At 74.4% G+C, this 20,882-nt stretch carries 18 protein-coding genes; 4 read left to right on the top strand and 14 right to left on the bottom strand.

Annotated elements, in window-relative coordinates:
- Nucleotides 1-19: 19 nt before the first annotated feature.
- The 10 genes from GRQ65_RS20715 to sfnG all read right to left on the bottom strand — a co-directional run bounded on the left by GRQ65_RS20715 (nucleotide 20) and on the right by sfnG (nucleotide 12,755).
- The gene (locus tag GRQ65_RS20715) at nucleotides 20-679 is read right to left on the bottom strand and encodes a response regulator (protein ID WP_160879907.1); all 660 of its coding nucleotides are present in this window, start codon (nucleotides 677-679) and stop codon (nucleotides 20-22) included.
- Nucleotides 676-2,889: a histidine kinase gene (locus tag GRQ65_RS24230; protein WP_160879906.1), complete on the bottom strand. Its 2,214-nt coding sequence runs from the start codon at nucleotides 2,887-2,889 to the stop codon at nucleotides 676-678. The genes GRQ65_RS20715 and GRQ65_RS24230 overlap by 4 nt, the downstream gene beginning before the upstream one ends.
- Nucleotides 2,886-4,907 (bottom strand): histidine kinase, encoded by a 2,022-nt coding sequence (locus GRQ65_RS20705; protein ID WP_160879905.1) that lies wholly within the window; start codon nucleotides 4,905-4,907, stop codon nucleotides 2,886-2,888. Before GRQ65_RS20705 ends, GRQ65_RS24230 begins: the two co-directional genes overlap by 4 nt.
- Nucleotides 4,908-5,293: 386 nt before the next feature.
- Entirely contained in the window at nucleotides 5,294-6,502 is a 1,209-nt protein-coding gene (locus GRQ65_RS20700; RefSeq protein ID WP_160879904.1) for an FAD-dependent oxidoreductase, read from the bottom strand.
- Nucleotides 6,499-7,905, bottom strand: a complete 1,407-nt coding sequence (hemG, locus tag GRQ65_RS20695; protein ID WP_160879903.1) for a protoporphyrinogen oxidase — start codon at nucleotides 7,903-7,905, stop codon at nucleotides 6,499-6,501. Before hemG ends, GRQ65_RS20700 begins: the two co-directional genes overlap by 4 nt.
- A 159-nt stretch (nucleotides 7,906-8,064) precedes the next feature.
- Nucleotides 8,065-8,583 carry a flavin reductase family protein gene (locus tag GRQ65_RS20690; protein ID WP_160879902.1) on the bottom strand — a complete coding sequence of 173 codons (519 nt, stop codon included), beginning with the start codon at nucleotides 8,581-8,583 and terminating at the stop codon, nucleotides 8,065-8,067.
- Nucleotides 8,580-9,083, bottom strand: a complete 504-nt coding sequence (locus GRQ65_RS20685) for an NAD(P)H-dependent oxidoreductase (RefSeq protein ID WP_160879901.1) — start codon at nucleotides 9,081-9,083, stop codon at nucleotides 8,580-8,582. The genes GRQ65_RS20690 and GRQ65_RS20685 overlap by 4 nt, the downstream gene beginning before the upstream one ends.
- Nucleotides 9,080-10,243 carry an LLM class flavin-dependent oxidoreductase gene (locus GRQ65_RS20680; protein ID WP_160879900.1) on the bottom strand — a complete coding sequence of 388 codons (1,164 nt, stop codon included), beginning with the start codon at nucleotides 10,241-10,243 and terminating at the stop codon, nucleotides 9,080-9,082. Before GRQ65_RS20680 ends, GRQ65_RS20685 begins: the two co-directional genes overlap by 4 nt.
- Nucleotides 10,244-10,428: 185 nt before the next feature.
- Nucleotides 10,429-11,646 (bottom strand): SfnB family sulfur acquisition oxidoreductase, encoded by a 1,218-nt coding sequence (locus GRQ65_RS20675; protein ID WP_160879899.1) that lies wholly within the window; start codon nucleotides 11,644-11,646, stop codon nucleotides 10,429-10,431.
- Nucleotides 11,643-12,755: a dimethylsulfone monooxygenase SfnG gene (gene sfnG, locus GRQ65_RS20670; RefSeq protein WP_337191918.1), complete on the bottom strand. Its 1,113-nt coding sequence runs from the start codon at nucleotides 12,753-12,755 to the stop codon at nucleotides 11,643-11,645. Before sfnG ends, GRQ65_RS20675 begins: the two co-directional genes overlap by 4 nt.
- Before the next feature lie 150 nt (nucleotides 12,756-12,905).
- On the opposite strand from sfnG, the gene GRQ65_RS20665 reads away from it, so the two are divergent.
- Nucleotides 12,906-13,808 carry a LysR substrate-binding domain-containing protein gene (locus GRQ65_RS20665; RefSeq protein WP_160879898.1) on the top strand — a complete coding sequence of 301 codons (903 nt, stop codon included), beginning with the start codon at nucleotides 12,906-12,908 and terminating at the stop codon, nucleotides 13,806-13,808.
- Nucleotides 13,809-13,858: 50 nt separating this feature from the next.
- Complete coding sequence (locus GRQ65_RS20660) at nucleotides 13,859-14,785, top strand: DUF4349 domain-containing protein (protein WP_160879897.1); 927 nt, start codon at nucleotides 13,859-13,861, stop codon at nucleotides 14,783-14,785.
- Here GRQ65_RS20660 and hemE read toward each other — a convergent pair.
- Nucleotides 14,770-15,828 carry a uroporphyrinogen decarboxylase gene (hemE, locus tag GRQ65_RS20655; protein ID WP_160879940.1) on the bottom strand — a complete coding sequence of 353 codons (1,059 nt, stop codon included), beginning with the start codon at nucleotides 15,826-15,828 and terminating at the stop codon, nucleotides 14,770-14,772. The genes GRQ65_RS20660 and hemE overlap by 16 nt on opposite strands.
- Before the next feature lie 74 nt (nucleotides 15,829-15,902).
- On the opposite strand from hemE, the gene GRQ65_RS20650 reads away from it, so the two are divergent.
- Nucleotides 15,903-16,535 carry a DUF3000 domain-containing protein gene (locus tag GRQ65_RS20650; protein ID WP_160879896.1) on the top strand — a complete coding sequence of 211 codons (633 nt, stop codon included), beginning with the start codon at nucleotides 15,903-15,905 and terminating at the stop codon, nucleotides 16,533-16,535.
- Nucleotides 16,535-17,872: a ribonuclease D gene (locus GRQ65_RS20645; RefSeq protein ID WP_160879895.1), complete on the top strand. Its 1,338-nt coding sequence runs from the start codon at nucleotides 16,535-16,537 to the stop codon at nucleotides 17,870-17,872. The genes GRQ65_RS20650 and GRQ65_RS20645 overlap by 1 nt, the downstream gene beginning before the upstream one ends.
- A 293-nt stretch (nucleotides 17,873-18,165) precedes the next feature.
- On the opposite strand, the gene GRQ65_RS20640 is transcribed toward GRQ65_RS20645, so the two are convergent.
- The 3 genes from GRQ65_RS20640 to GRQ65_RS20630 form a co-directional block, all read right to left on the bottom strand.
- Nucleotides 18,166-19,551, bottom strand: coding sequence for an extracellular solute-binding protein (locus tag GRQ65_RS20640; RefSeq protein ID WP_160879894.1), 1,386 nt, complete (start codon nucleotides 19,549-19,551; stop codon nucleotides 18,166-18,168).
- A gap of 61 nt (nucleotides 19,552-19,612) precedes the next feature.
- Nucleotides 19,613-20,005, bottom strand: a complete 393-nt coding sequence (locus tag GRQ65_RS20635) for a type II toxin-antitoxin system PemK/MazF family toxin (protein ID WP_160879893.1) — start codon at nucleotides 20,003-20,005, stop codon at nucleotides 19,613-19,615.
- Nucleotides 20,006-20,263: 258 nt separating this feature from the next.
- Nucleotides 20,264-20,869, bottom strand: coding sequence for a hypothetical protein (locus tag GRQ65_RS20630; protein ID WP_337191916.1), 606 nt, complete (start codon nucleotides 20,867-20,869; stop codon nucleotides 20,264-20,266).
- Nucleotides 20,870-20,882: the final 13 nt, after the last annotated feature.

Below are 20,882 nucleotides of genomic sequence, written 5' to 3'. Positions count from 1 at the left end.
AGAGGGGGTGCGAGTGACGTCAGTTCGTGCGGCCGTAACCCGCCTCACGCGCCTTGACGATCGCCTCGGCGCGACCGGCGGCGTGGAGCTTGGCGTAGATCGCCGAGACGGCGTTGCGCACGGTCTTGTTGGAGACGAACAGCTCGCCCGCGATCGAGTCGTTGGAGCGACCGGCGGCGAGCATGTGCAGCACGGTGCGCTCGCGCTCGGACAGGTCGGGGAAGGGCTCGGCCGGCGCCTGGCTGGGGGCGGTGAGCGAGGCGAAGTAGGTCGCGACCTTGGAGGCCAGCGACGCGCCGAAGACCATCCCGCCGCCCGCGGCCGCGCGGATGGCGTTGTGCACCTCGTCGGCCCCCGAGCCCTTGAGGAGGTAGCCAGAGGCGCCGGCGCGCATCGCGGAGAGGACGGTGTCGTCGTCCTCGTTCATCGTGAGCATCACGACCCGGATGTCGTCGTGCTTGTCGGTGACGAACCGGGTCGCCTCGATGCCGTCGAGCTCGGGCATCTGGATGTCCATCACGACGACGTCGGGGTGCGCCTCCTCGACGACGTGCAGGGCGTCGCGGCCGTCGGCGGCGGTGCCGACGACCTCCACGCCGTCCAGCGCGGCGAGCAGGGCGACGAGTCCGTCGCGGACGATCTGGTGGTCGTCGACCACGACGACGCGGATGGGGGTCACGAGACCAGCTCCTCGAGGGGTGGGGCAGCGGTAGCGGTGGTGGGTGCGGCCGTCAGGGCCGGGATCGGCAGCCAGGCGCGGACGACGGTGCCGCCCTCGGCGGGACAGGTGATCTCGGTGCGTCCGCCGAGCTCGTCGGCGCGCTCGCGCAGCGACAGCAGGCCGACGCCGGCCTGGCGCTCGAGGGGGATGCCGAGGCCGTCGTCGGCGACCTCGACGAGCAGGGCGGCGACCCCCGCGGCGTCGGTCGCGACCTCGAGCCGGATCGCGCAGCGGGTCGCGGCCGCGTGGCGGGCGACGTTGGTCAGGGCCTCGCCGACGATGCGGTAGGCCGCGACCTCCACGGCCGCCGGCAGCGCGGCGAGCGGTGCGGGGTCGGCGGCCTCCAGGTGCACCTCGACGCCGGGCACGAGCTCGCCCTGCTGGCGCAGCGCGCCGACGAGCCCGAGGGCGTCCAGCGCCGGGGGTCGCAGGTCGCTGACGAGGCGGCGTACGTCGTCCATCACGCCGCGCAGGTGGGACTCGGTCGCGTCGAGCTGGGCCTCGGCGGCGTCCGGATCCCGGTCGACGAGCAGCCGCGCGGAGTCGAGCAAGAACACCGCCCCGCCCAGCGACGGGCCGAGGCCGTCGTGGAGGTCGCGACGGATCCGCCGGCGCTCCTCCTCGCGGGCCAGGACGAGCTCCTCGCGGTTGCTCTGCAGCTCGTCCGCGAGCTGGCTGGTGCGCGCGGCCGCGGCGGCCTGGCGCACCAGGTCACCGAGCAGCCGCTCGTCGCGCCGGTCGAGCTGGGTGCGCAGGCCGCGCGCGGGCAGGACGAGACGCCCCACCGTCGTGCCGCGGTAGCTGATGGGCAGGGCCCGGGTCTCGCGCGGACGGGTGCCGAGCGTGGCCGCGAGGCGCGCGCCCGCGGCGCGGTCGACCTCGACGGCCACGAACGACACCCCGAAGGCCTGGGCGACCGCGCGCGCGACGGCGCTGAGCTGCTCGGGGCCCTCCTCGGCCCGCTCGAGCCCGGCGGCGAGCCCGGCGACCACGTCGTAGGGGTCGTCGCGCTGGCCCAGCAGCCAGCGGCGGGCGACCCGCCAGAGCCCCGCCCGCAGCGGCCCGTAGAACACCGCGGAGCAGACGAGGACGACCAGCACGACGTCGCGCTGCGCGAGCGAGTCACCCAGGACGCTGCTCAGCGCCGACAGGAAGGCCAGGTCGAGCCCGAGCACCAGCACCCCGAGGCCGCCGTAGACGACCGTGTGCGCCAGCACCGCCTCCCCGGAGACGGTGTGCTGGTCGACCAGGGCGACGGCCATCGCCGCCGCCATGACGGCGCACCCCAGGCCGACCAGCCAGCCGTCGAGCGTGCCCTCGCGCACGATGATGTCGACGGTCGAGGTGAGCGCGATCGCGACCGCGGCCCACAGCAGCCAGTAGAGCCGTTCGCGCTCGACCCCGGCGCTCTCGCGGATCCGCAGCAGCGGCACGCTCAGCTGACCCACTACGAGCGCGGCGAAGGACAACGGCACGATCAGCGCCGCCACCGTGTCGATCCAGGGACCGAGGAAGGGCGCGCTCAGCACGTGGGGGGCGACGAGCACGGAGGGGTCGGCGGCGCTGCCCGGCTCGGGGCTGAGACCCAGCGTGGTGGGCCCGAGCGCCGTGACGACGATGCCCGGCAGCGTGACGGCGTACGACGCGAGCGTGACCCGGCGCCAGCGGCCCTCGGGCAGCCGGCCGGTCGGGAACAGCACGACCGCGACGCAGACGAAGGTCAGGGGCAGCAGGTTGCTGATCTTGAGGACCCACAGCAGCGCCTCGAGGCCTCCGTTCGCGCTCGACGGCTCCACGGGAGCGGTCAGGCTCAGGTGGACCCAGCCGCGCAGCAGGCCGGCGGTGAGCGCCGACACCGCGAACCCCCCGGCCACGGCGGCCCAGCCCCACCGCCGACCGGCCAGGAGCACCGAGCAGAGGAGGGCGAAGCACACGGCCATGACGCCGTGGACCCACACCGAGCCGGGGGCGAGCTCGCGGCCCCACGACGCGGCGGGCGCCGCGACGTCGAGCCCGACCGCCACGCCGGAGGTCACCAGGGCGAGCAGCACGGGCAGCGCCGCCGGCAGGCGACGCACGAGCACGACGGGCTCGACGAGGGGCTCGAGGGCGGGCTCGACGGCGGGCCCGACGGCGGGCTCGGTGCCGGTGTGGACGTCGGTGCTCACGACGCCTCCCGGACGGGCAGCCGCACCCGCACCCCGCTGCCGGCCGGCACCGTCGCCTCCGCCCGGCCCCCGAGCTCGAGGGCCCGGGCGTGCATCGGCCCGACCTCGGGTGCCACGTCGGCGTCGAGCTCGACGACGAGCTCGCGCTCCGCGCGGTGGAGGCGTACGACGCAGCGCCGGGCTCCGGCTCCGAGCACGCCGACGAGGGCCTCGCTCACGATGCGGAAGGCCGCGACCTCGACCGCGGCGGGCAGGTCGTCGATGCGCTCGCCCTCGACCGAGACCTCGACGGTGTCACCGCTCGCCAGCTCGGCCTGCTGACGCAGGGCGCCGACCAGGCCGCGGTCGTCGAGCGCGGGCGGGCGCAGGTCGTGCACCACGCGGCGCACGTCGGCGACGACGTCGCGCAGGTGTCGGCTGGTGCGCGCGATGGTCTCCTTGGCCTCCTCCGGGTGCTCGCGCACGAGCAGCCGGGCGGCCTCGACCTGGTGCACGAGTCCGCCGAGAGTGGGGCCGAGGTCCTCGTGGAGGTCGTGGCGGATCCGGCGCCGCTCCTCCTCGCGTGCGACGACGAGGCGCTGGCGGTTGACCTGCAGCTCCTCGGCGAGGCGTCCGGTGCGGGCGGCGACGGCCGCCTGGCGCACGAGGTCGCCGAGCAGGCGCTGGTCGCGGGGGCTCAGCCGGGCGCGGACCCCGCGCAGCGGCAGCACGAGGTGGCCGACCTGCTCGTCGCGGTAGGTGATGGGCAGGCGGCGGACCTCGACCGGTCGGTGGCCCCAGCTGCCGGTGCCGGTCTCACCCTCCCCGCGGTCGACCTGGACCGCGACGTAGCCGATGCCGAAGGCCTGCGCGACCACCCGGGCCACCGCGTCGAGCTGCTGGGCGCCTTCGGCACCCTCGAGCGAGGCGGCGAGGCCGGCGACCACGTCGTAGGGGTCGTCGCGCTCGCCCAGGACGAGTCGGTGCACGCGGTCGGAGATGGCGCTGCGCAGGGGGTTGTAGAGCAGGGCCGAGAGCAGGAGGACGACCAGCACGACGTCACGCTCCCCCAGGCCGCCGAGCCGGTCCTGGAGCACCTCGGTGAGCACGCTGAGCACGGCCAGGTCGAGCACCAGGACGACCACGCCGACCCCGCCGTACACCAGGGTCCGGCTCAGCAGCGTCGAGCCGGAGACGCGTGACTGCGGCGTCAGGGCCGTGGCCATGGCCAGGAGGATCAGCACGGACCACACGAGGGTCAGGGAGGGGCTCACGACACCCCCGTGCAGCACCGCGTCGGCGATCGCGACCAGCGCGGTCACCGCCACGGCCCAGAGCACCCAGGCGTGCGCCTCGCGTTCGGCGAGCCCGGCGCGGGCGTAGCGGACCACGGCCTGCGGCAGCAGGAGCAGCACGAACGACGCCACGGTGACGACGGCGACCGGTGGGGCGATCGGCCCGACGAGCGCGTCGAGGGCCGGCGTCGTCAGGACGTGGTCGCCGCGCAGCACCCCACCCGCCGGGTCACCGGCCACCGGCTGCACCGCCACGGTCGTCGGGCCCAGCACCTGGCACAGGAACGACACCGACGAGGCCACGAGCGCCGCCACGCCGAGCCTTCCCCACCGGCCGGTGACGGGCCGACCGTCGGGGAAGAGCACCAGCAGGTAGGCCACGGCCAGGAACGGCACCAGCGTGGTGGCCTTGGCCGCCCACAGCAGGGCGCTCAGCCCGGGGGTGAGCGACGACGGCAGGTCGACCACCCAGGCGTGGACCCCCGCGCGGGTCGTGGCCGCCACGACGCCGGTGGCGGCGACGAGGGCGAGCAGCCGCGCCCCCCGGCGGCGGTCGGTGCGACGCAGAGCGTCGGCCAGCACGGCCGTGGCAACGGTGAGCAGCACGTGCGCCCAGACCGGTCCCGGCGCGAGGTCGCGTCCCGCCGCGGCGGCCGGGGCCGCGAGCTCCAGGACCACCGCCGGGACCAGGGCCAGCGCGGCGAGCACCGGCAGCCAGGGCACGCGGGACGGCACGGGCAGCACCGGCACATTGTGAGCCCAGCGGTGTCCCCACCGACAGGGACTCGGAGGCAGCCGAGCCAGGACAGGGCCGTGGGGGTGGCTTCGGGACAGTCGTCAGCGCGACTTCCTCAACCACCGGCAGTTGGCACAGTCGCTAGCGCGACTTCCTCGACCACCGGTGGTTGAGGAAGGACGAAGTCCTGTCTCGAAACCACTCGGCCTTCGACCCGGGCCCCGGTGCCGGCGACGCCTGCGCGTCGGAGCGCACGGGGTTGCTCGTGACGATGCTGGGTGCGTCTGCGGGGTCGGGCTGAGGGGCGGCCATGGGACTCATCTCGGGACGGGGGTCGGACGAGCCCAGCGTGGTGGGCCGGTCGTCCCTGGAGCCAGGGACGACCGGCCCGACGTCAGCGACCCACCTGCTCGTACGCCGTGTCGGGGTCGGCCAGCTTGACCGGGTCGACGACGGTGCGTTCGAGGATGAGGGGGCGGATGGCGTCCTGGACGTCCCAGACGTTGACGTTCATCGCCGCGAGCACGTGGTCCTCGGCGTCCAGCCAGAACGCCACGAACTCCCGGCCGTCACGGTCGCCGCGCACGACGACGCGAGCGGTGTCGTCGGGGCTCGCGTGCCCGACGTACTCCATCCCGAGGTCGAACTGGTCGCTGTAGAAGTACGGCAGGCGGTCGTAGGCCTCGCCCCTGCCGAGGATCGAGGCCGCGGCGGCGGCGGGCTGGTTGAGCGCGGTGGCCCAGTGCTCGACGCGGATGCGGCCGTCGAGCCGGGGGTGGTCGTGGCTGGCGATGTCGCCGACCGCCCAGATCGCCGGGTCGCTGGAGCGCAGCTCGGCGTCGACGGCCACGCCGCCGTCGTCGGCGAGGTCGAGTCCGGCCGCTTCGGCGAGCTCGACGCGCGGCTGCACGCCGACACCCACGACGACCGCGTCGGGGCCGACCTCGGTGAGCACCGCGTCGACGTCGTCGACGCCGAGGCGCAGGTCGACGCCGTGCTCGCGGTGCAGGTCGGCGAAGACCTCGGCCATCTCGCGACCCAGGACGCCGAGCAGCGGCAGCTCGCTGCGCTCGACGAGCACGACCTCGGTGTCGGCGCCCCGGGCGGCCGCGGCGACCTCGAGTCCGATCCAGCCACCGCCGACGACGGCGAGCTTCTTCCCCTCACCGAAGGTCGACCTGATCCGGTCGGCGTCCTCGCGGGTGCGCAGCGTCAGGGGCTCGGCTCCGGCGACGTCGAGGTGGCGGGCCTGCGAGCCCGTCGCGAGCACGAGCGCGTCGTAGTCGAGGGTGCTGCCGTCGGCGAGCGTGACCTGCCGCGCCTCGCGGTCGAGGCCGGTGACCTCGGTGCCGAGGCGCAGGTCGACGTCGTGCTCGGCGTACCACTCCTGCGGGTGCACCAGGGCGTCGTCGAACTCCGCCTCGCCGGAGAGGTAGTCCTTCGACAGCGGGGGCCGCTCGTAGGGCGGCTCGGACTCGGCACCGACGAGGGTGAGGGAGCCGTCGAAGCCCTGCTCGCGCAGCGCCTCCACGGTCTTGGCGCCGGCGAGTCCGGCACCGACGACGACGATCTTCTGGACCTCTGGCTGGGGGTTGTCACTCACCCCTGGGTGGTACCCAGCGGCGCCTGCGCCGGCGTCTGGTCCGGCGTCTGGTCCGGCGTCTCGTCCCCCGCGAGAAGCGCCTCGACCGCCGCGTGCGCGGAGGCGATGACGGCCGGGATGCCGACCCCGTCGTACGCCGCGCCCGCGAGGGCCAGCCGCGGCACCTCGGCCACGGCCGCGCGGATGCGGGCGACCCGGTCACGGTGGCCGACGGCGTACTGCGGCAGCCCGCCACCCCAGCGCTGCACGTGGGTGGCGACGGGCGGGGTGTCGAGCCCGACGGCGTCGCGCAGGTCGCGTCGCGACAGCGTCACCAGCTCGGAGTCGTCGCGCTGGAGCGTGGCCTCCTCGCCGTGGCGACCGAGCGAGGTGCGCACGTGGACGAGCCCGGCCTCCGCGCCGGCCTCGCGCGCCCAGTCCCACTTGGCGAACGAGAACGTCGAGGCCTTGATGGCGCGACCGTCGACCGGGGGCACCAGGAACCCCGATGAGCTCTGCAGCCCCTCGACCGCGTGCTGCGGGAGGGCGAGCGTCACGACGACGACCGAGGCGGTCTCGACCTCGGCCAGCTCGGTGGCCGCCACCGGGGCCGTCTCGGCGAGGAGCCGCGCCGTGGGCGCCGCCGGTGTCGCCAGCAGCACGGCGTCGGCCTCGATCCGCTGCTCGTCCGTCGTCGGACCGGTGGTGACCGCGAACCCGGTCGCGGTGCGGACCAGGCTGCGCACCGTCGTCGAGGTGCGGACGTCGAGACCGGCGGCCAGCGCCTCGGGGAGCCGCCCCATGCCGCCGGGCAGCCCCGCGAACACCGGCGCGTCGCTGCGCGGCACGCTCGCCGCCAGCAGCGGCCCGCGGGCCGCGAGCGCGAGCAGCTGCGGCACCGTCGCGAGCGCGGAGAGCTGGCGGGCGTGACCGGCGTAGACCCCGCCGAGCAGCGGCTCGACGAGGCGGTCGACCACCTCGTCGCCGAGTCGGGCCGAGACCAGGTCGCCGACCGAGACGTCGTGGTCGAGGTGGTGGGCGGCGGTGAGGTCCTCGTGGGTCGCGCGGTCGACGCCCTCGTCGCTGAGCACCCCGGCGGCGCGCAGCTCGTCGAGGTCGAGCGGCACGCCCATGAGCGAGCGCGGCAGCGGCCGCAGCGCCCCGCGTGTCCAGACCTTGGAGGTCGCCCGGGTCGGGTGGACGACCTCGAGCCCGAGGTCGGCCGCGAGTGCCGTGCCCTCGGGACGGCGGTGCAGCATCGCCTCCGCGCCGACGTCGACGACGACCCCGCCGACCTCGACCCGGCGCACCTTGCCACCGACCTCCGCGCTCGCCTCGAGCACCGTGACGTCGTGCCCACGTGCGGTGAGCTCGCGGGCCGCGGTCAGCCCCGCGACGCCCGCCCCGACCACCAGCACCCGCATGGCTCCCACCTTGGCACGAGCGCCTCTGCAGGCCCCGGCGAGGCGGGTCGCCGCATCGGCGCGCGGTGGGCCGGGTCACCCGCGAGAACCGCCGGAGATGAGCCTCGCGCCGACCCCGACCGGGTGCTGGTCGGGGCCGACGCGAGAGTTCGGGGCGGGTCAGGCAGGCCGGGAGAGGCCGAACCCGCTGCGGTGGAAGACGAGCGGCAGGGCCGAGCCCGAGTGCTCGACGCGGTGGAGCTCGAGGATCACGATGGTGTGGTCGCCGGCCTCGACCTCGCGGTAGACGGTGCACTCGAAGCGGGCCAGTCCCTCGTCGAGGGTGACGGCGCCGTCCTCGGACGTCGTGACGGGCACGCCGTCGAAGCGCGACCCGACCGGCCCGGCGAGCTGGCGGCACACCTCGGAGTGGTGGTCCGCGAGCACGGTGAGACCGAGGTGGCCGGCGCGGCGCAGGTCGGGCCAGGTCTTGGAGGTGTTGGCGACCGAGAACGACACCAGCGGCGGCTCGAGCGAGACGCTCGTGAACGACGACGCGGCGAGCCCCGTGAGGGTGCCGTCGACCTCGGCGGCGACGGCGACGACGCCGCTCGGGAACACCCCGAAGGCCTCCCGCAACCGCGCCGGGTCGAGGTCCTGGTTGGTGGTGAGCTGGGTGACGGTGCTGGTGAGGGTCATGCGCGTGCTCCTGCCGGGTCGAGGACGGAGGTGACGACGGGACGCACCTGCGCCAGCCAGTCGTCGTAGGCAGCGGGGTCGTCGTGCTGGGCGTCGAGGACGTAGTGGCCGCGCACGGTGGTGAAGCCGAGCTCGGCCAGCACCGGGCGCAGGGTGAGCTCGGGGGCCAGGGCGTGGGCCGGGCCGCCGCCGAGCATCAGCGGCGCCGCCACGGCGCGGCGCGGCTCGGCGGCGAAGCGGTCGAGGAACAGCTTCAGCAGCCCGGTGTACGTCGCCTTGTACGTCGGGCACGCGACCACGACCAGGTCCGCCGAGGACACCTGCGCCACCAGGTCGGGCACGACCGGGTCGTCCCAGGTCAGCAGGCCGGGGCCGACGGTCGCGAGGTCGACCACGACGTCCGGCTCGGAGCCGCCCAGCTCACGGGCGACGTACGTCGCCGCCGCGAGGGTGCGCGAGGCCGGCTTCGGGTTGCCGACGACCACGGCGGTGCGGGTCACGACGCCGCCTTCGAGGCGCCGGTGCCGAACGGCACCGCGGCCCGGGTGGCGACCGGCGCGGGGTGCTCCCACAGCCCGCGGCGGGTCAGCTCGGGCAGCACGCCCTCGCCGAACCAGTAGGACTCCTCGAGATGGGGGTAGCCCGAGAGCACGAACTCCTCGATGCCGACGGCGGCGTACTGCTCGATGAGGTCGGCGATCTCGGTGTGCGAGCCGACCATCGCGGTGCCGGCGCCGCCGCGGACCAGACCCACGCCGGCCCAGAGGTTGGGGTGGATCTCCAGCCCGTCCCTGGTGCCGCCGTTGAGCTCGAGCATCCTCGACTGCCCGACCGACTCGCTGCGCTTGAGGCCCGACTGCACGCGGGCGATGTCCTCGTCGCTGATGCCGGCCAGGAGCCGGTCGGCCTCGGCCCAGGCGGCCTCGGAGGTGTCGCGGGCGATGGTGTGCAGGCGGATGCCGAAGCGCACCTGGCCCTCGCGGCCCTCGTCGGCGGCGAGCTTGCGGATCCACTCGACCTTCTCGCGTACGGCGGCCGGCGGCTCGCCCCAGGTGAGGTAGACGTCGACGTGCTTGGCGGCGACGCGGCCGGCGGCCTCCGAGGAGCCGCCGAAGTAGATCTCGGGCAGCGGGTCGGGGATCTGGCTGAGCACGGCGTCCTCGAGGCGGTAGTGCTCGCCCTCGTAGGTCACCCGCTCGCCGCGCCACAGCGCCCGCACGACGTGCAGGAACTCGTCGCAGCGCTCGTAGCGCTCCTGCTTGTCGAGGAAGTCGCCGAACATCCGCTGCTCGTGCGACTCGCCGCCGGTGACGACGTTGAGCAGCAGCCGGCCGCCGGAGAGGTTCTGGAAGGTGCCCGCCATCTGAGCGGACAGGAACGGCGAGGTCAGCCCGGGGCGGAACGCCACCAGGAACTTCAGCCGCTCCGACAGGCTGCTGATCATCGCGGTCGAGACCCAGGCGTCCTCGCACCACGCCCCGGTCGGCGTCAGCGCCGCCTCGAAGCCGAGCTGCTCGGCGCTGCGCGCGATCTGGCCGAGGTAGGGCACCGACGCGGGCCGGCCGGACGCACCGGCCTCGACGCCGTGGCCGCCCCCCACGACCTGGCGTCCGTCGCCACCGTTGGTCGGCAGGAACCAGTGGAACTTCAGGGTGCTCATCTCACTTCTCTCTGTGCAGGGGGTACGTCGTCACAGTTGGTGTGGTTCCGGACGGCCCTCGCGGGCCTCCTCGACCACCGGCTGCAGTCGGCTGGTTTCGAGACGGCCCTAGCGGGCCTCCTCAACCACCGAGATCGGCGGTTGAGGAAGGACGAAGTCCTGTCTCGAAACCACTGGCCGTGCGCTCACAGCTGGCCATGGTTGGGCGGCAGGGTGCCGTCGAGCGCGAAGTGCCCGAGGTGGCGCACCTTCCAGGCGGCGGGGTCGTGCAGGGTGTGGGTGCGGGCGTTGCGCCAGTGGCGGTGCAGGTTGAGCGAGTCGAGGGCCGAGCGGGTGCCGGAGACCTCGAAGAGCCGGGTGCCGACGTCGAGCGCCGCCTGCGTGGTCGAGGCCCGGGCCGCGGCGACCGCGAGCGAGGCCGCACCGGCGGACTCGGCGCTCAGGTCGGCGTCGGCCGCGTCGACGGCGCGCCCGGCCTCGCGCAGCAGCGCCTCGGCCGCGCGTACGCCGAGCTCGAGCTCGCCGAAGGCCTGCACGACGAGCGGGTCGTCGGCGTGGCGCTCGACTCCGAGCTCGGCGATGGCGTCGGGGTAGGGCCGGCTCTTGGTGGTGACGAACTCCGCGGCCTCGGTGAGCGCGGCCCGGGCGATGCCCGCGTCGATCGCGGCGTGCAGCAGCTGCGCGAACGCGCCGTAGGTCTGCGGGCCGTCGAAGGTGAGGTGCCAGGGCGTGATCCGGTCGGCGGTGACCCGCACGCCCTCGAGGCGCACCGTGCCGCTGGCGGTGGTGCGCTGGCCCATGCCGTCCCAGTCGTCGACGACGGTGACGCCCTCGGCGTGGCGCTCGACCCAGGCCACGTGGAGCGGCCCGGCTCCGGGGTCGGCGAGGGTGTCGAGGTGCGCGAGCACCGGGATCCAGTCGGCCAGCAGGGCGCCGGTGGCGTAGCCCTTGACCCCGTCGAGGCTGTAGGTCCCGTCGCCGAGCGGGGTGAGCGCGGTGCGGATGTCGCGCACGTGGCGGGTGCCGACCTCGGACTGGGCGTTGCCGAAGCGGCGCCCGGCCAGCACCTCGCCGAAGAGGAACGCCTGCTGCTCGGGCGTCGCCTGGTGGCGCAGCGCGTTGACGTAGACGAAGTGGCTGTGCGGGATCTGTCCGAGGCTGGGGTCGCCCGCCGAGAGGAGTCGGAACACCTCGGCGAGCGACCCCGCGCCCAGCCCCGCGCCGCCGTACGACGCGGGGACGGTCACGGCGAGCAGCCCGGACTCGCTGAGCTGGTCGAGCTCGGCGACGGGCAGCACGCGGTCGGAGTCACGGGTGGCGGCGTCCTTGGCGAACCGCTCGCCGAGGTCGGCCGCGACCGCGACCGCCTCGTCGGCGGTCAGGACAGGGACGCGGCCGCTCATGCGCGGGCCAGCTCGGCGGCTTCCATCTCCCGCACGATCGGGAGGACCTCGCGGCCGAACCACTGCACGTCCTCGTGGTAGTGCAGGAAGCCGAGGAGGAAGAGGTCGACGCCGAGCCGCTTGTAGGTCAGCATCCGCTCGGCGATCTGCTCGGGCGTGCCGATCAGGCCGGTGCGGAAGCCGTCGTTGTACTGCACGAGGTCGGCGAACTCGGAGTCCTGCCACATGCCCTTGCCGTCGCCGGTCGACTGGCCGGCCTGCTTCACCGCGCCGCCGAACCCCTCGACCGCCTCGCGGTCGGCCTTGTCGATGATCTCGCGCAGCACGTCGCGGGCCTCGGCCTCGGTGTCGCGGCCGATGAAGAAGCCGTTGAGGCCGAACCGCACCGCGCCGGCGCGGCCGTTGACCGCGGCGACGTCGGTGACGTCGCGGATCTGCTCGGCGACGCCCTCGGGCGTGTTGCCGTTCATGAAGTACCAGTCCGCGACGCGACCCCCCATGCCGCGCGCGTCGGTGGAGTTGCCGCCCATGAAGATCTCGGGGTGCCGGCGCCCGGCCACGTCGACCGGCTTCGGCTTCAGGTCGAAGTCGTGCAGGCGGTAGAAGTCGCCGTTGAGCTCGGCGTGGTCGGAGGTCCAGATCTCACGCAGGTAGCGGACGAACTCCTCCGAGCGGCGGTAGCGCTCGCCGTGCTCGAGCCAGGGCTCGCCCAGCTTGGTGAACTCGTCCTTGAACCAGCCGCTCACGACGTTGACGGCCATCCGGCCGCCGGTGATGACGTCGGCGCTGGCGACGAGCTTGGCCAGCACGCCCGGCTGCCAGAGCCCGGGGTGCACGGCGGCGATGACCTTGAGCCGCTCGGTGGCCAGCGCGATCGCGAGGCTGATGCTCGTGGACTCGTGCTGGTACGCCGCGCCGTAGGAGGCGATGTAGCGCACCTGCGAGAGCGCGTACTCGAAGCCGTTGGCCTCGGCGAGGCGGCCGAGCTCGGCGTTGTACTCGTAGCCCCAGTCGGTGCGCTGCTCGATCTTGCTGACGACGAGACCGCCGCTGACGTTGGGCACCCAGTAGGCGAACTTCAGCGGTTGCGGTGCGGTGGGTGTCGACACGACGGCTCCTCTGGACTGTGTCAATAAATCGGACTGACTTGCTGTACTTTAACCACGCGTGCCAGCCGACACCCAGCACCACGGCGCGCGGACGAGACGATCGGGTGCAAGGTTCTGCCTCTCACCCCAGGCCCAGGAGGACCGAGGACGGTGCGCATCGAGCAGTTGGAGTACATCGCCGCGGTGACGCAGCACGGATCACTGCGCCGGGCCAGCGAGCAGCTGCACGTCTCGCAGCCGGCGCTCAGCGAGGCGGTCAGCAAGCTCGAGCGCGAGCTCGGCGTCACGCTGCTCGACCGGCGCCGCTCGGGAGCCCGGATCAGCCGTCAGGGCCGCGACCTGCTGCAGAACATGGTGGAGGTCCTCGAGGCCGTCGACCGGCTCAAGGTCGCGGCGGGCGACCAGCACACGAGCAGTCGGGTCGTGCGGATCGGCACCGTCAACGCCGCCACCGCGACCGTGCTGGTGCCGGCCGTGCGCGCCTTCCAGGCCGCGGTGCCCGGCGGCACCGTGGAGATCCTCAACATCCAGCAGGCCGACATCCACCAGAGCCTGCTCGAAGGCTCCCTCGACCTGGGCCTGGTCAACGTGCTCGCCGGCGACGACCGCTCGCCCGAGCTCGCGAGCTCCGACCTGCTGCACGGGCGACCGGTCGTGGTGCTGCCGGCCGGTCACCCGCTCGCAGAGCACGACGAGGTCACCCCGAAGCAGCTGAGCGGGGAGCGGTTCGTCGCGATGCGCTCGGGCTACCTCATGCACCGCTTCGTGCACCGCCTCCTCGGCTCCGAGATGCCGACCGTCTGCCACACGACCGACGGCGCCGAGATGGGCAAGCTGATGGTGGCCGAGGGGCTCGGGCTCACCGTGCTCCCCGACTACAGCGTGCTCGGCGACCCCCTCGAGCGCAGCGGCCTCATCACCACCCGCCCGATCGCCGGCGACCGCACCTCCGTCACCCTCGTCCTGCAGCACCGCCGTGCGGGCCACGTGCCCGCCGCGGTCCGCGAGCTGCAGCTCGCGCTCGTCTCGCAGGCACGGCGCGCCGCCGCCTGAGCGCGCTGCCCGCCCGGAACCCTCGCGGCGCGGGCCGCGTCGGAGGGGCCATGACGGCTTCCCGCACCCCCTCAGCCCGGGCGGCCGCGGCCGCCGCCCTCGCCCTCCTCGCCCTCCTCGCCCTCACGGGGTGCTCCTCCGGCGGCGACGACAGCGGCGGCGCCTCCTCGGACTCCGCGGCGTCGTCGGCCCTCGAGGACGCCTCCGGCCTCGCCGCGGACACCGGCGGCTCGCGCGCCGCCCCGGCCCGCGACCAGGCGACGACGCTCGCCCCGCAGGTCGTCGCGACCGGGAGCGTCACCCTGCGCAGCGACGACGTGGGGGACGCGGTCGCCGACGTCCGCACCCTCGTGGCGTCGTACGACGGCACCGTGGCGCAGGACAGCGCCCGCACCGACGACGACGGCGAGGCCCGCACCGCGACGCTGGTGCTGCGGGTGCCGACGGCGTCGTTCGACGAGGCGATGGCCGACCTGAAGGGCGTCGCCACGCTGGTGGCGGCCGACTCCGGCACCGAGGACGTCACCTCCCAGGTCGTCGACACCGACGTGCGGGTCGAGGCGCAGCGGCGCAGCATCGAGCGGATCCAGGTGCTCTTCGACCGGGCCACGACGATCAAGGACGTCGTGGGCATCGAGCGCGAGCTGTCGCAGCGTCAGGCCGACCTCGAGTCGCTCGAGCAGCAGCAGGCCTCGCTCGCCGACCGCACCGCGCTGGCCACGATCACCGTGACCGTCGACCGCACCGACCAGCCGGGTGCGACCGAGGACGCGTCCGGGTTCGTGGCCGGCCTCGGCGCCGGATGGGACGCCCTGACGGCGTTCGCCGCCGGGCTCGCCACCGTCGCCGGGGTGCTCCTGCCGTGGGCGGTCCTGCTGCTCGTGCTCGCGCTCGTCCTGCGCCCGCTCGTGCGCCGGGCCCGCCGCCGCGCCGTGGCGGGAGCGGGGGCGGGGGCGGGGGCTCAGCCCAACGGATAGGCGTGCACGTGGTCGGTGAGCCGCGCGAGCTGGTCGGGGTCGGTCGATGGCAGCACGCCGTGACCGAGGTTGAAGACGTGGCCGCGGGCGCGGCGACCGGCCTCGACCACCTCGCTCGCCCGGGCGAGCAGCACCTCGGTGGGCGCGAAGACGAGCGTCGGGTCGAGGTTGCCCTGCACCGCGCGGTCACCGACCACGTCGATGGCGCGCTCGAGCGGCGTGCGCCAGTCGACCCCGACGACGTCGGCCCCGACCTCGCCCATCTGGTCGAGCAGGTTGGTCGTGCCGACGCCGAAGTGGATGCGCGGGACGCCGAGGGCGCCGACGTGGCTGAGCACCTCGCGCGAGTGCGGGGCGACGGAGGCGGCGTAGTCGCCCGGGGTGAGCGCGCCGGCCCAGGAGTCGAACAGCTGCACGGCCGACGCGCCGGCCTCGACCTGCACGGTGAGGTAGGCCGCGGCGATGCCGCCGATCTTGCGCATCAGCGCGTCCCAGACCTCGGGCGCGCCGAACATCATCGCCTTGGTGAGCGCGTGGTCGCGCGAGGGACCGCCCTCGACGAGGTAGGACGCCACGGTGAACGGCGCGCCGGCGAAGCCGATGAGCGGCGTGGGCCCGAGCTCGGCGACCAGGCGGCGCACCGCCTCGGTGATGAACGGGACGTGCTCGGGCGTGAGGTCGGGGATGGCCTCGACGTCGGTGAGGGTGCGCACGGGGTGCGCGACGACCGGGCCGACGCCCGGCTTGATGTCGAGGTCCACCCCGACGGCCTTGAGCGGCAGCACGATGTCGGAGAAGAAGATCGCCGCGTCGACGCCGTAGCGGCGCACCGGCTGCAGCGTGATCTCGGTGACCAGGTCGGGGTCCGTGCAGGAGTCGAGCATCGCGACGCCCTCACGGACCTTGCGGTACTCCGGCAGCGAGCGGCCCGCCTGGCGCATGAACCACACCGGCGTGTGCGGCACCGGCTCACCCCGCACGGCCTTGAGGAAGGCGCTGTCGGCGAGGCCCGGGTGCGGGGAAGGCGTGCTCACGCCGACCAGCCTCCCACGCGCCCCGAGCGGCCCCACGGCGTGTTCGTCGGGCCGGGGAGGAGGGTCACACCTACTGTGGGCGCATGGTCGTGCGTCAGGAGAAGCGCGCGGGCGCCGGGGCCGGTGAGCCGCCGGCGTTCGTGGCCGCTGTGGCGACGATGCGTGCCGCCCGGCTGCGCCCCGAGATCCACTGCGAGCACATGCCCGCGCCCCAGCGGATCGCGCCCTACGCCGCCGCCCTGTCGGCCGACGTCGACGTCGACGGCGAGGAGCTCGGCACGGGGCGGATCATCCTGCTCCACGACCCGGCCGGCAACGACGCCTGGGAGGGCGAGTTCCGCTGCGTGGCCTACGCCCGCGCCGAGATCGACGTCGAGCTGATCACCGACCCCATGCTCGCCGCCGTCGGCTGGAGCTGGTTGACCGACGCCCTCGCCGCCCACGGCGCGGCGTACGTCGCCGCCTCGGGCACGGTGACCCGCGTGGCGACCGAGAGCTTCGGCTCGATGGCCGACGACGAGGGCTCCGCCCAGGTCGAGCTGCGTGCGTCGTGGACCCCGGTGCTGCCCGACGACGTCGCGGAGGGCAGCGACCTCGACGTCTCGGCCCACGTCGAGGCGTGGGGCGAGCTGCTCTGCACCGCCGTCGGGCTGCCGCCGGTGCCCGAGGGCGTCGCGGTCATCTCCAGCCGCCGGGGTCAGCGCGGCCCCGTCTGATGAGCGACCACACCTCACCCGACGAGCCGGATCGCGAGCCGACCACCGAGCCGACACCGGTCGAGCCCGAGCCGCAGCTGCCGCTGCTGACCTTGCGCGACGGTCTGCCGCCGGTGACCGACACCGCCGAGCGCCTGGCCGAGGCGTGCGCGGCGATCGCCGCCGGCACCGGCCCCGTGGCCCTCGACGCCGAGCGCGCCTCCGGCTACCGCTACTCCAACCGCGCCTACCTCATCCAGCTGCGTCGCGAGGGGTCCGGCACCTGGCTCGTCGACCCCGTCGCCTTCGACTCCCTCGCCCCGCTCGCCGACGCCCTCGCGGGCACCGAGTGGATCCTGCACGCCGCGACCCAGGACCTGCCGTGCCTCGCCGACGTCGGCCTGCGCCCGAGCGAGCTGTTCGACACCGAGCTCGCCGGCCGCCTGCTGGGCTACCCGCGCGTGGGTCTCGCCACCCTCGTCGAGACCGTGCTGGGGCGTCGGCTCAAGAAGGAGCACTCCGCCGTCGACTGGTCGCGCCGCCCGCTCCCCGCGCCCTGGCTGGAGTACGCCGCCCTCGACGTCGAGGTCCTCGTCGAGCTGCGCGACGCGCTCGCGGCGCAGCTCGAGGAGCAGGGCAAGGCCGAGTGGGCCCGCCAGGAGTTCGAGCACCTGCTGGACTTCGCCCCGACCCCCCGCGCCGACGCGTGGCGGCGCACGTCCGGCATGCACCGCATCCGCGGCCGCCGCGGTCTCGGCGCCGTCAAGGCGCTGTGGGAGGCGCGCGACGCGCTCGCCGAACGGCGCGACGTCACCCCGGGCCGGATCATCCCCGACGCCGCCATCGTCGCGGCGGCGCAGGAGATGCCGACCGACCGCGACAGCCTGCTGTCGACCAAGGGCTTCCACGGTCGTGGCGCCGAGCGCTACGCCTCGCGCTGGGTGGCCGCGCTGCGCGAGGTCCTCGGCCTCGACGAGGACGCGCTGCCCAGCCGGGCCCCGCGCCACGACGGTCCGCCGCTCCCACGCGCCTGGGCCGAGCGCGACCCCGTCGCCGCCCGCCGGCTCACCCTCGCCCGCGAGGCGATGGCCCAGCTCGCCGAGGAGCACGACCTCCCGGTCGAGAACCTGCTGACCCCCGACTACCTGCGCCGGGTGCTGTGGTCGCCGCCCCCGGTGCGCGACCCGCAGTCATTGGCCGCCGCCGTCGACGCCGCCTTGGCCCAGCTCGGCGCCCGCGCGTGGCAGATCGAGCTCACCGGCCACGTCATCACGCGGGCGATCCTCGACGCCGACGCCGCAGACGGCACCACCGAGGCCAGCACCGAGGCCAGCACCGAGGGCACCAGCGACGCCTGACGCGCCACGGGCCGTCACGCGCCGGGGCCGGCGCACCGCCGCCGACCCCGTCACGCCCGTCGGTGCGGCGAACGTCGCGACCGCGGCTCTGCACTGACCGCGGTCGGTGGACGCCTGCACACCGACGCAGCGAGGCCGATGCTGTCCCCGTGACAGCGCCGTCCGTCGCCCGGACCACTCTCTCCCGTGCACACGTGTGCACGCATCCCTCACCTGACCCATCTGCAGATGGTCAGGTCGGGTCAGCCCGGGTCAGGACCGGGGCAGGTCCAGCGCTGCCGCGATGGTCCGGGCTACTCCGAGTCGTCCTCGGACGGGCTCGGCTCCTCGCTCGCGTCGTCGGGCGCCAGGACCGACTGGGACGCCGCGTCGATCTCGTCGGTGAGGGCGTCGAGGTCGGGCAGCTCGACGGTGAGGAGCTGCTCGATCGGGCCGTCGACCGCTGCCTCGAGCTCGGAGTAGCTGCCGAGCAGCGGCGGGATGCGCATGCTGCGCACGGCGCTGTTGAACACGATCGAGTGCGCGGGCATGGTGCCCGGCTGCAGGAACGCCTCGGAGAGCGCGACCGGGATGTTGGCCGGGGCGAGGTAGCCCGCCTCGGCAACGGTGCTGACCGACTCGGTCGAGATCAGGTCGACCAGCAGGTCGGCGGCCGCGGCCGTCTCCTTGGTGTCCTCGGCCAGGCAGACCCCCGTCAGTTCGCCGACGGTGGCCGCGTCGTCGACGATCGGCATCGGCATCACGTCGAAGTCGAGGCCCGGGGTGGCGCGCAGCTCGGGCACCATCGAGCGGAACCCGGCGATCATGCCGAGCTTGCCCTCCTTGAACCAGTCGATCGCCGACTTCTGCGCGAGCTGCTCGGGCGTCAGGTCGACCTTGGGGTCGCGCAGCAGCGGCAGCACCTGCTCGAGGGCGCTGCGGGTGTCGTCGGAGGAGAAGGCCAGTGAGGTCGGGGCCTCGTCGTCGTCGAAGATCTGCCCGCCGGCGGAGTAGACGAACGGCGCCAGCCCGCGCAGCGTGGGCTGCACGTGGAAGCCGGCGATCCCGCGGCGCGGACGGCTGGAGAAGTTGGCCGCCGCCTCGAACATCGCGTAGTTCCACGCCGGCTTCTTGCTGAGGTCCTCCTCGTCGAGGTTCGGCACCGGCAGGTCGCGCTCGGCCATCTTCGTGAAGTCGACCAGGGCGCGGTTGTAGTAGATGACCATCGGCGAGACGCCGTACGGCATGCACTGCAGCTCACGGTCGCTGGCGAAGGCCTCGAGGGCCGGGCGGGAGTAGCCGTCGCCGAAGTCGACGTTGCGCTCGTCGAGCAGGTCGCTCACCGGCTGGTTGACGCCGTTGTCGATGAGGTCCTGCAGGTCGCTGCGGCTGGCCAGGAAGACGTCGGGGACCTCGCCCGCGTCGAGGGCCTGCTTGAGCGCGTCGTGGTCGGCGAAGGGCTGGATCTTGACCTTCACCTCGGGGTGCGCGGCGTTGTAGGTGTCGACGACACCCTGGTAGGCCGCGATCTCCGCGTCACCGCCCCACACGCCGAGCTGCAGCTTGACCGGCTTGACCGGTGCGGTCGCGCTGGGCTGGGTCGACTGGCTCGCGCCCGGCTCGTCACCGTCGTCGGTGCACCCCGCCACGGCCAGGCTCAGCACGACGGCGAGCCCCACGACCACCCGCTTCGACCGCACCGCTGCCTCCCTCGTCCGTGCGCGCGGGTACCCGCGGCGCGGCCACCCTACCCAGCGAGGTTCAGCGCAGGGCGTGATGGCGTCGCGCCTCGGCGACGACCTCGTCGAACACCGCGCGGTCGAGCGCCGCGCCCTCCCGTCGTACGTCGGGGGTGCGGAGCAGGATCAGCCGGTCGAGCCGCACCTCGCTGGGCCGGCGCTCCCGGTCCCAGTCGCCGGTGCCGACGTCCATCCAGTAGCGGCCGTAGCGCGCCTCGTCCTCGGCGTCGCGGTCGTGGTCCTGGCTGGTCAGCATCAGCCCGGCCCAGACCTCCTCGTCGCCGTCCAGCGCCCGCCCGACGATCAGCACGGGCCGGTCCTTGCCCTGGGAGGCGTCCTCCTCGTAGGGCACCCAGGCCCACACGACCTCCCCGACGTCCGGCTCCCCGTCGAGCTCCGGGGCGTAGTCGCTCATGCTCGCGAACCTATCGCTGTGGAGACGGAATGCGATCCGGCCGGGGCTCGTTACACTGGTCGTGCATGCCGGGCCGCGGCAGCCCCGGGTCCCAAAGTAAGCCGCTACGAGCGGCCACGCGCCGTGAGGCGCTCCCGGTCCGGCATGCACCACTCCCGCTGGCGGAATCCCAGCATCTGCTGGGAAGAGCAACGTTCTGGGGCGTTGCAACACCCCAGAACGTTGGCGATCCCAGCAGATGCTGGGATTCCGACACCCTCAGCCGAGCGTGCCGGCGAGCTCCTGGTGCCCGGCGGCCTCGAGCTGCTCGGAGAGCAGGAGCATCCGCTGGACCTCGGGGTCGCTGACCTCCTCGCGGGAGGCGCGGCCCGAGGCGACGACCCGGGCGAACGCCGCCGCTCGGAACAGGACGTCGGCGAAGTCGCTGCCGGCGATGCCGCGCAGCACCTCGTCGACCATCGCCTTGAGCTCGGCCGGTCCGGGCGGGTCGGCGACGCCGGCCACGACCTGGGCGACCTGGGCGCTGCGGCGCCCGGCGTCGTACTCCCGCGCGGCGAGGCCCGGGTCGGCGTAGACCCACTGGCGCAGCACGAAGAGCCGCCACAGGCAGCCGGCGAGCGAGTCGGCGGGCGCGCCGGAGAAGACCTCGGCGATCGTCTCGATGCCCTCGGTCTCGGCCAGGCGCAGCACCCGGTCGGCCACGACGGGGTCCTCGGTGCGTCGCGCGCCGCGCACGAGCAGGTGGGCGGCGCGGTCGGCGGCCTCGCTCACCAGGGCCGGGTCCTGCCCGCCCTCGATCTCCTCGAAGAAGGCCGCCTCGAGCCGCATCGGCCGGTGGTGCTGGCGCTGGGAGTGGTCGGGCACCCGCCCCACGCTA

The sequence above is a fragment of the Nocardioides flavescens genome, assembly GCF_009823805.1.
Lineage (GTDB): Bacteria > Actinomycetota > Actinomycetes > Propionibacteriales > Nocardioidaceae > Nocardioides > Nocardioides flavescens.
Note: the sequence above shows the minus strand (reverse complement) of the source record. Positions and strands in the feature narration are given on the sequence as shown.

Coding starts and splice junctions, on each gene's coding strand:
- GRQ65_RS20690 (WP_160879902.1), bottom strand. CDS start 8,583: ATGACCCTCACCAGCACCGTCACCCAGCTCACCACCAACCAGGACCTC.
- GRQ65_RS20645 (WP_160879895.1), top strand. CDS start 16,535: ATGAGCGACCACACCTCACCCGACGAGCCGGATCGCGAGCCGACCACC.
- GRQ65_RS20650 (WP_160879896.1), top strand. CDS start 15,903: ATGGTCGTGCGTCAGGAGAAGCGCGCGGGCGCCGGGGCCGGTGAGCCG.
- GRQ65_RS20635 (WP_160879893.1), bottom strand. CDS start 20,005: ATGAGCGACTACGCCCCGGAGCTCGACGGGGAGCCGGACGTCGGGGAG.
- GRQ65_RS20675 (WP_160879899.1), bottom strand. CDS start 11,646: ATGAGCGGCCGCGTCCCTGTCCTGACCGCCGACGAGGCGGTCGCGGTC.
- GRQ65_RS20680 (WP_160879900.1), bottom strand. CDS start 10,243: ATGAGCACCCTGAAGTTCCACTGGTTCCTGCCGACCAACGGTGGCGAC.
- GRQ65_RS20660 (WP_160879897.1), top strand. CDS start 13,859: ATGACGGCTTCCCGCACCCCCTCAGCCCGGGCGGCCGCGGCCGCCGCC.
- hemG (WP_160879903.1), bottom strand. CDS start 7,905: ATGCGGGTGCTGGTGGTCGGGGCGGGCGTCGCGGGGCTGACCGCGGCC.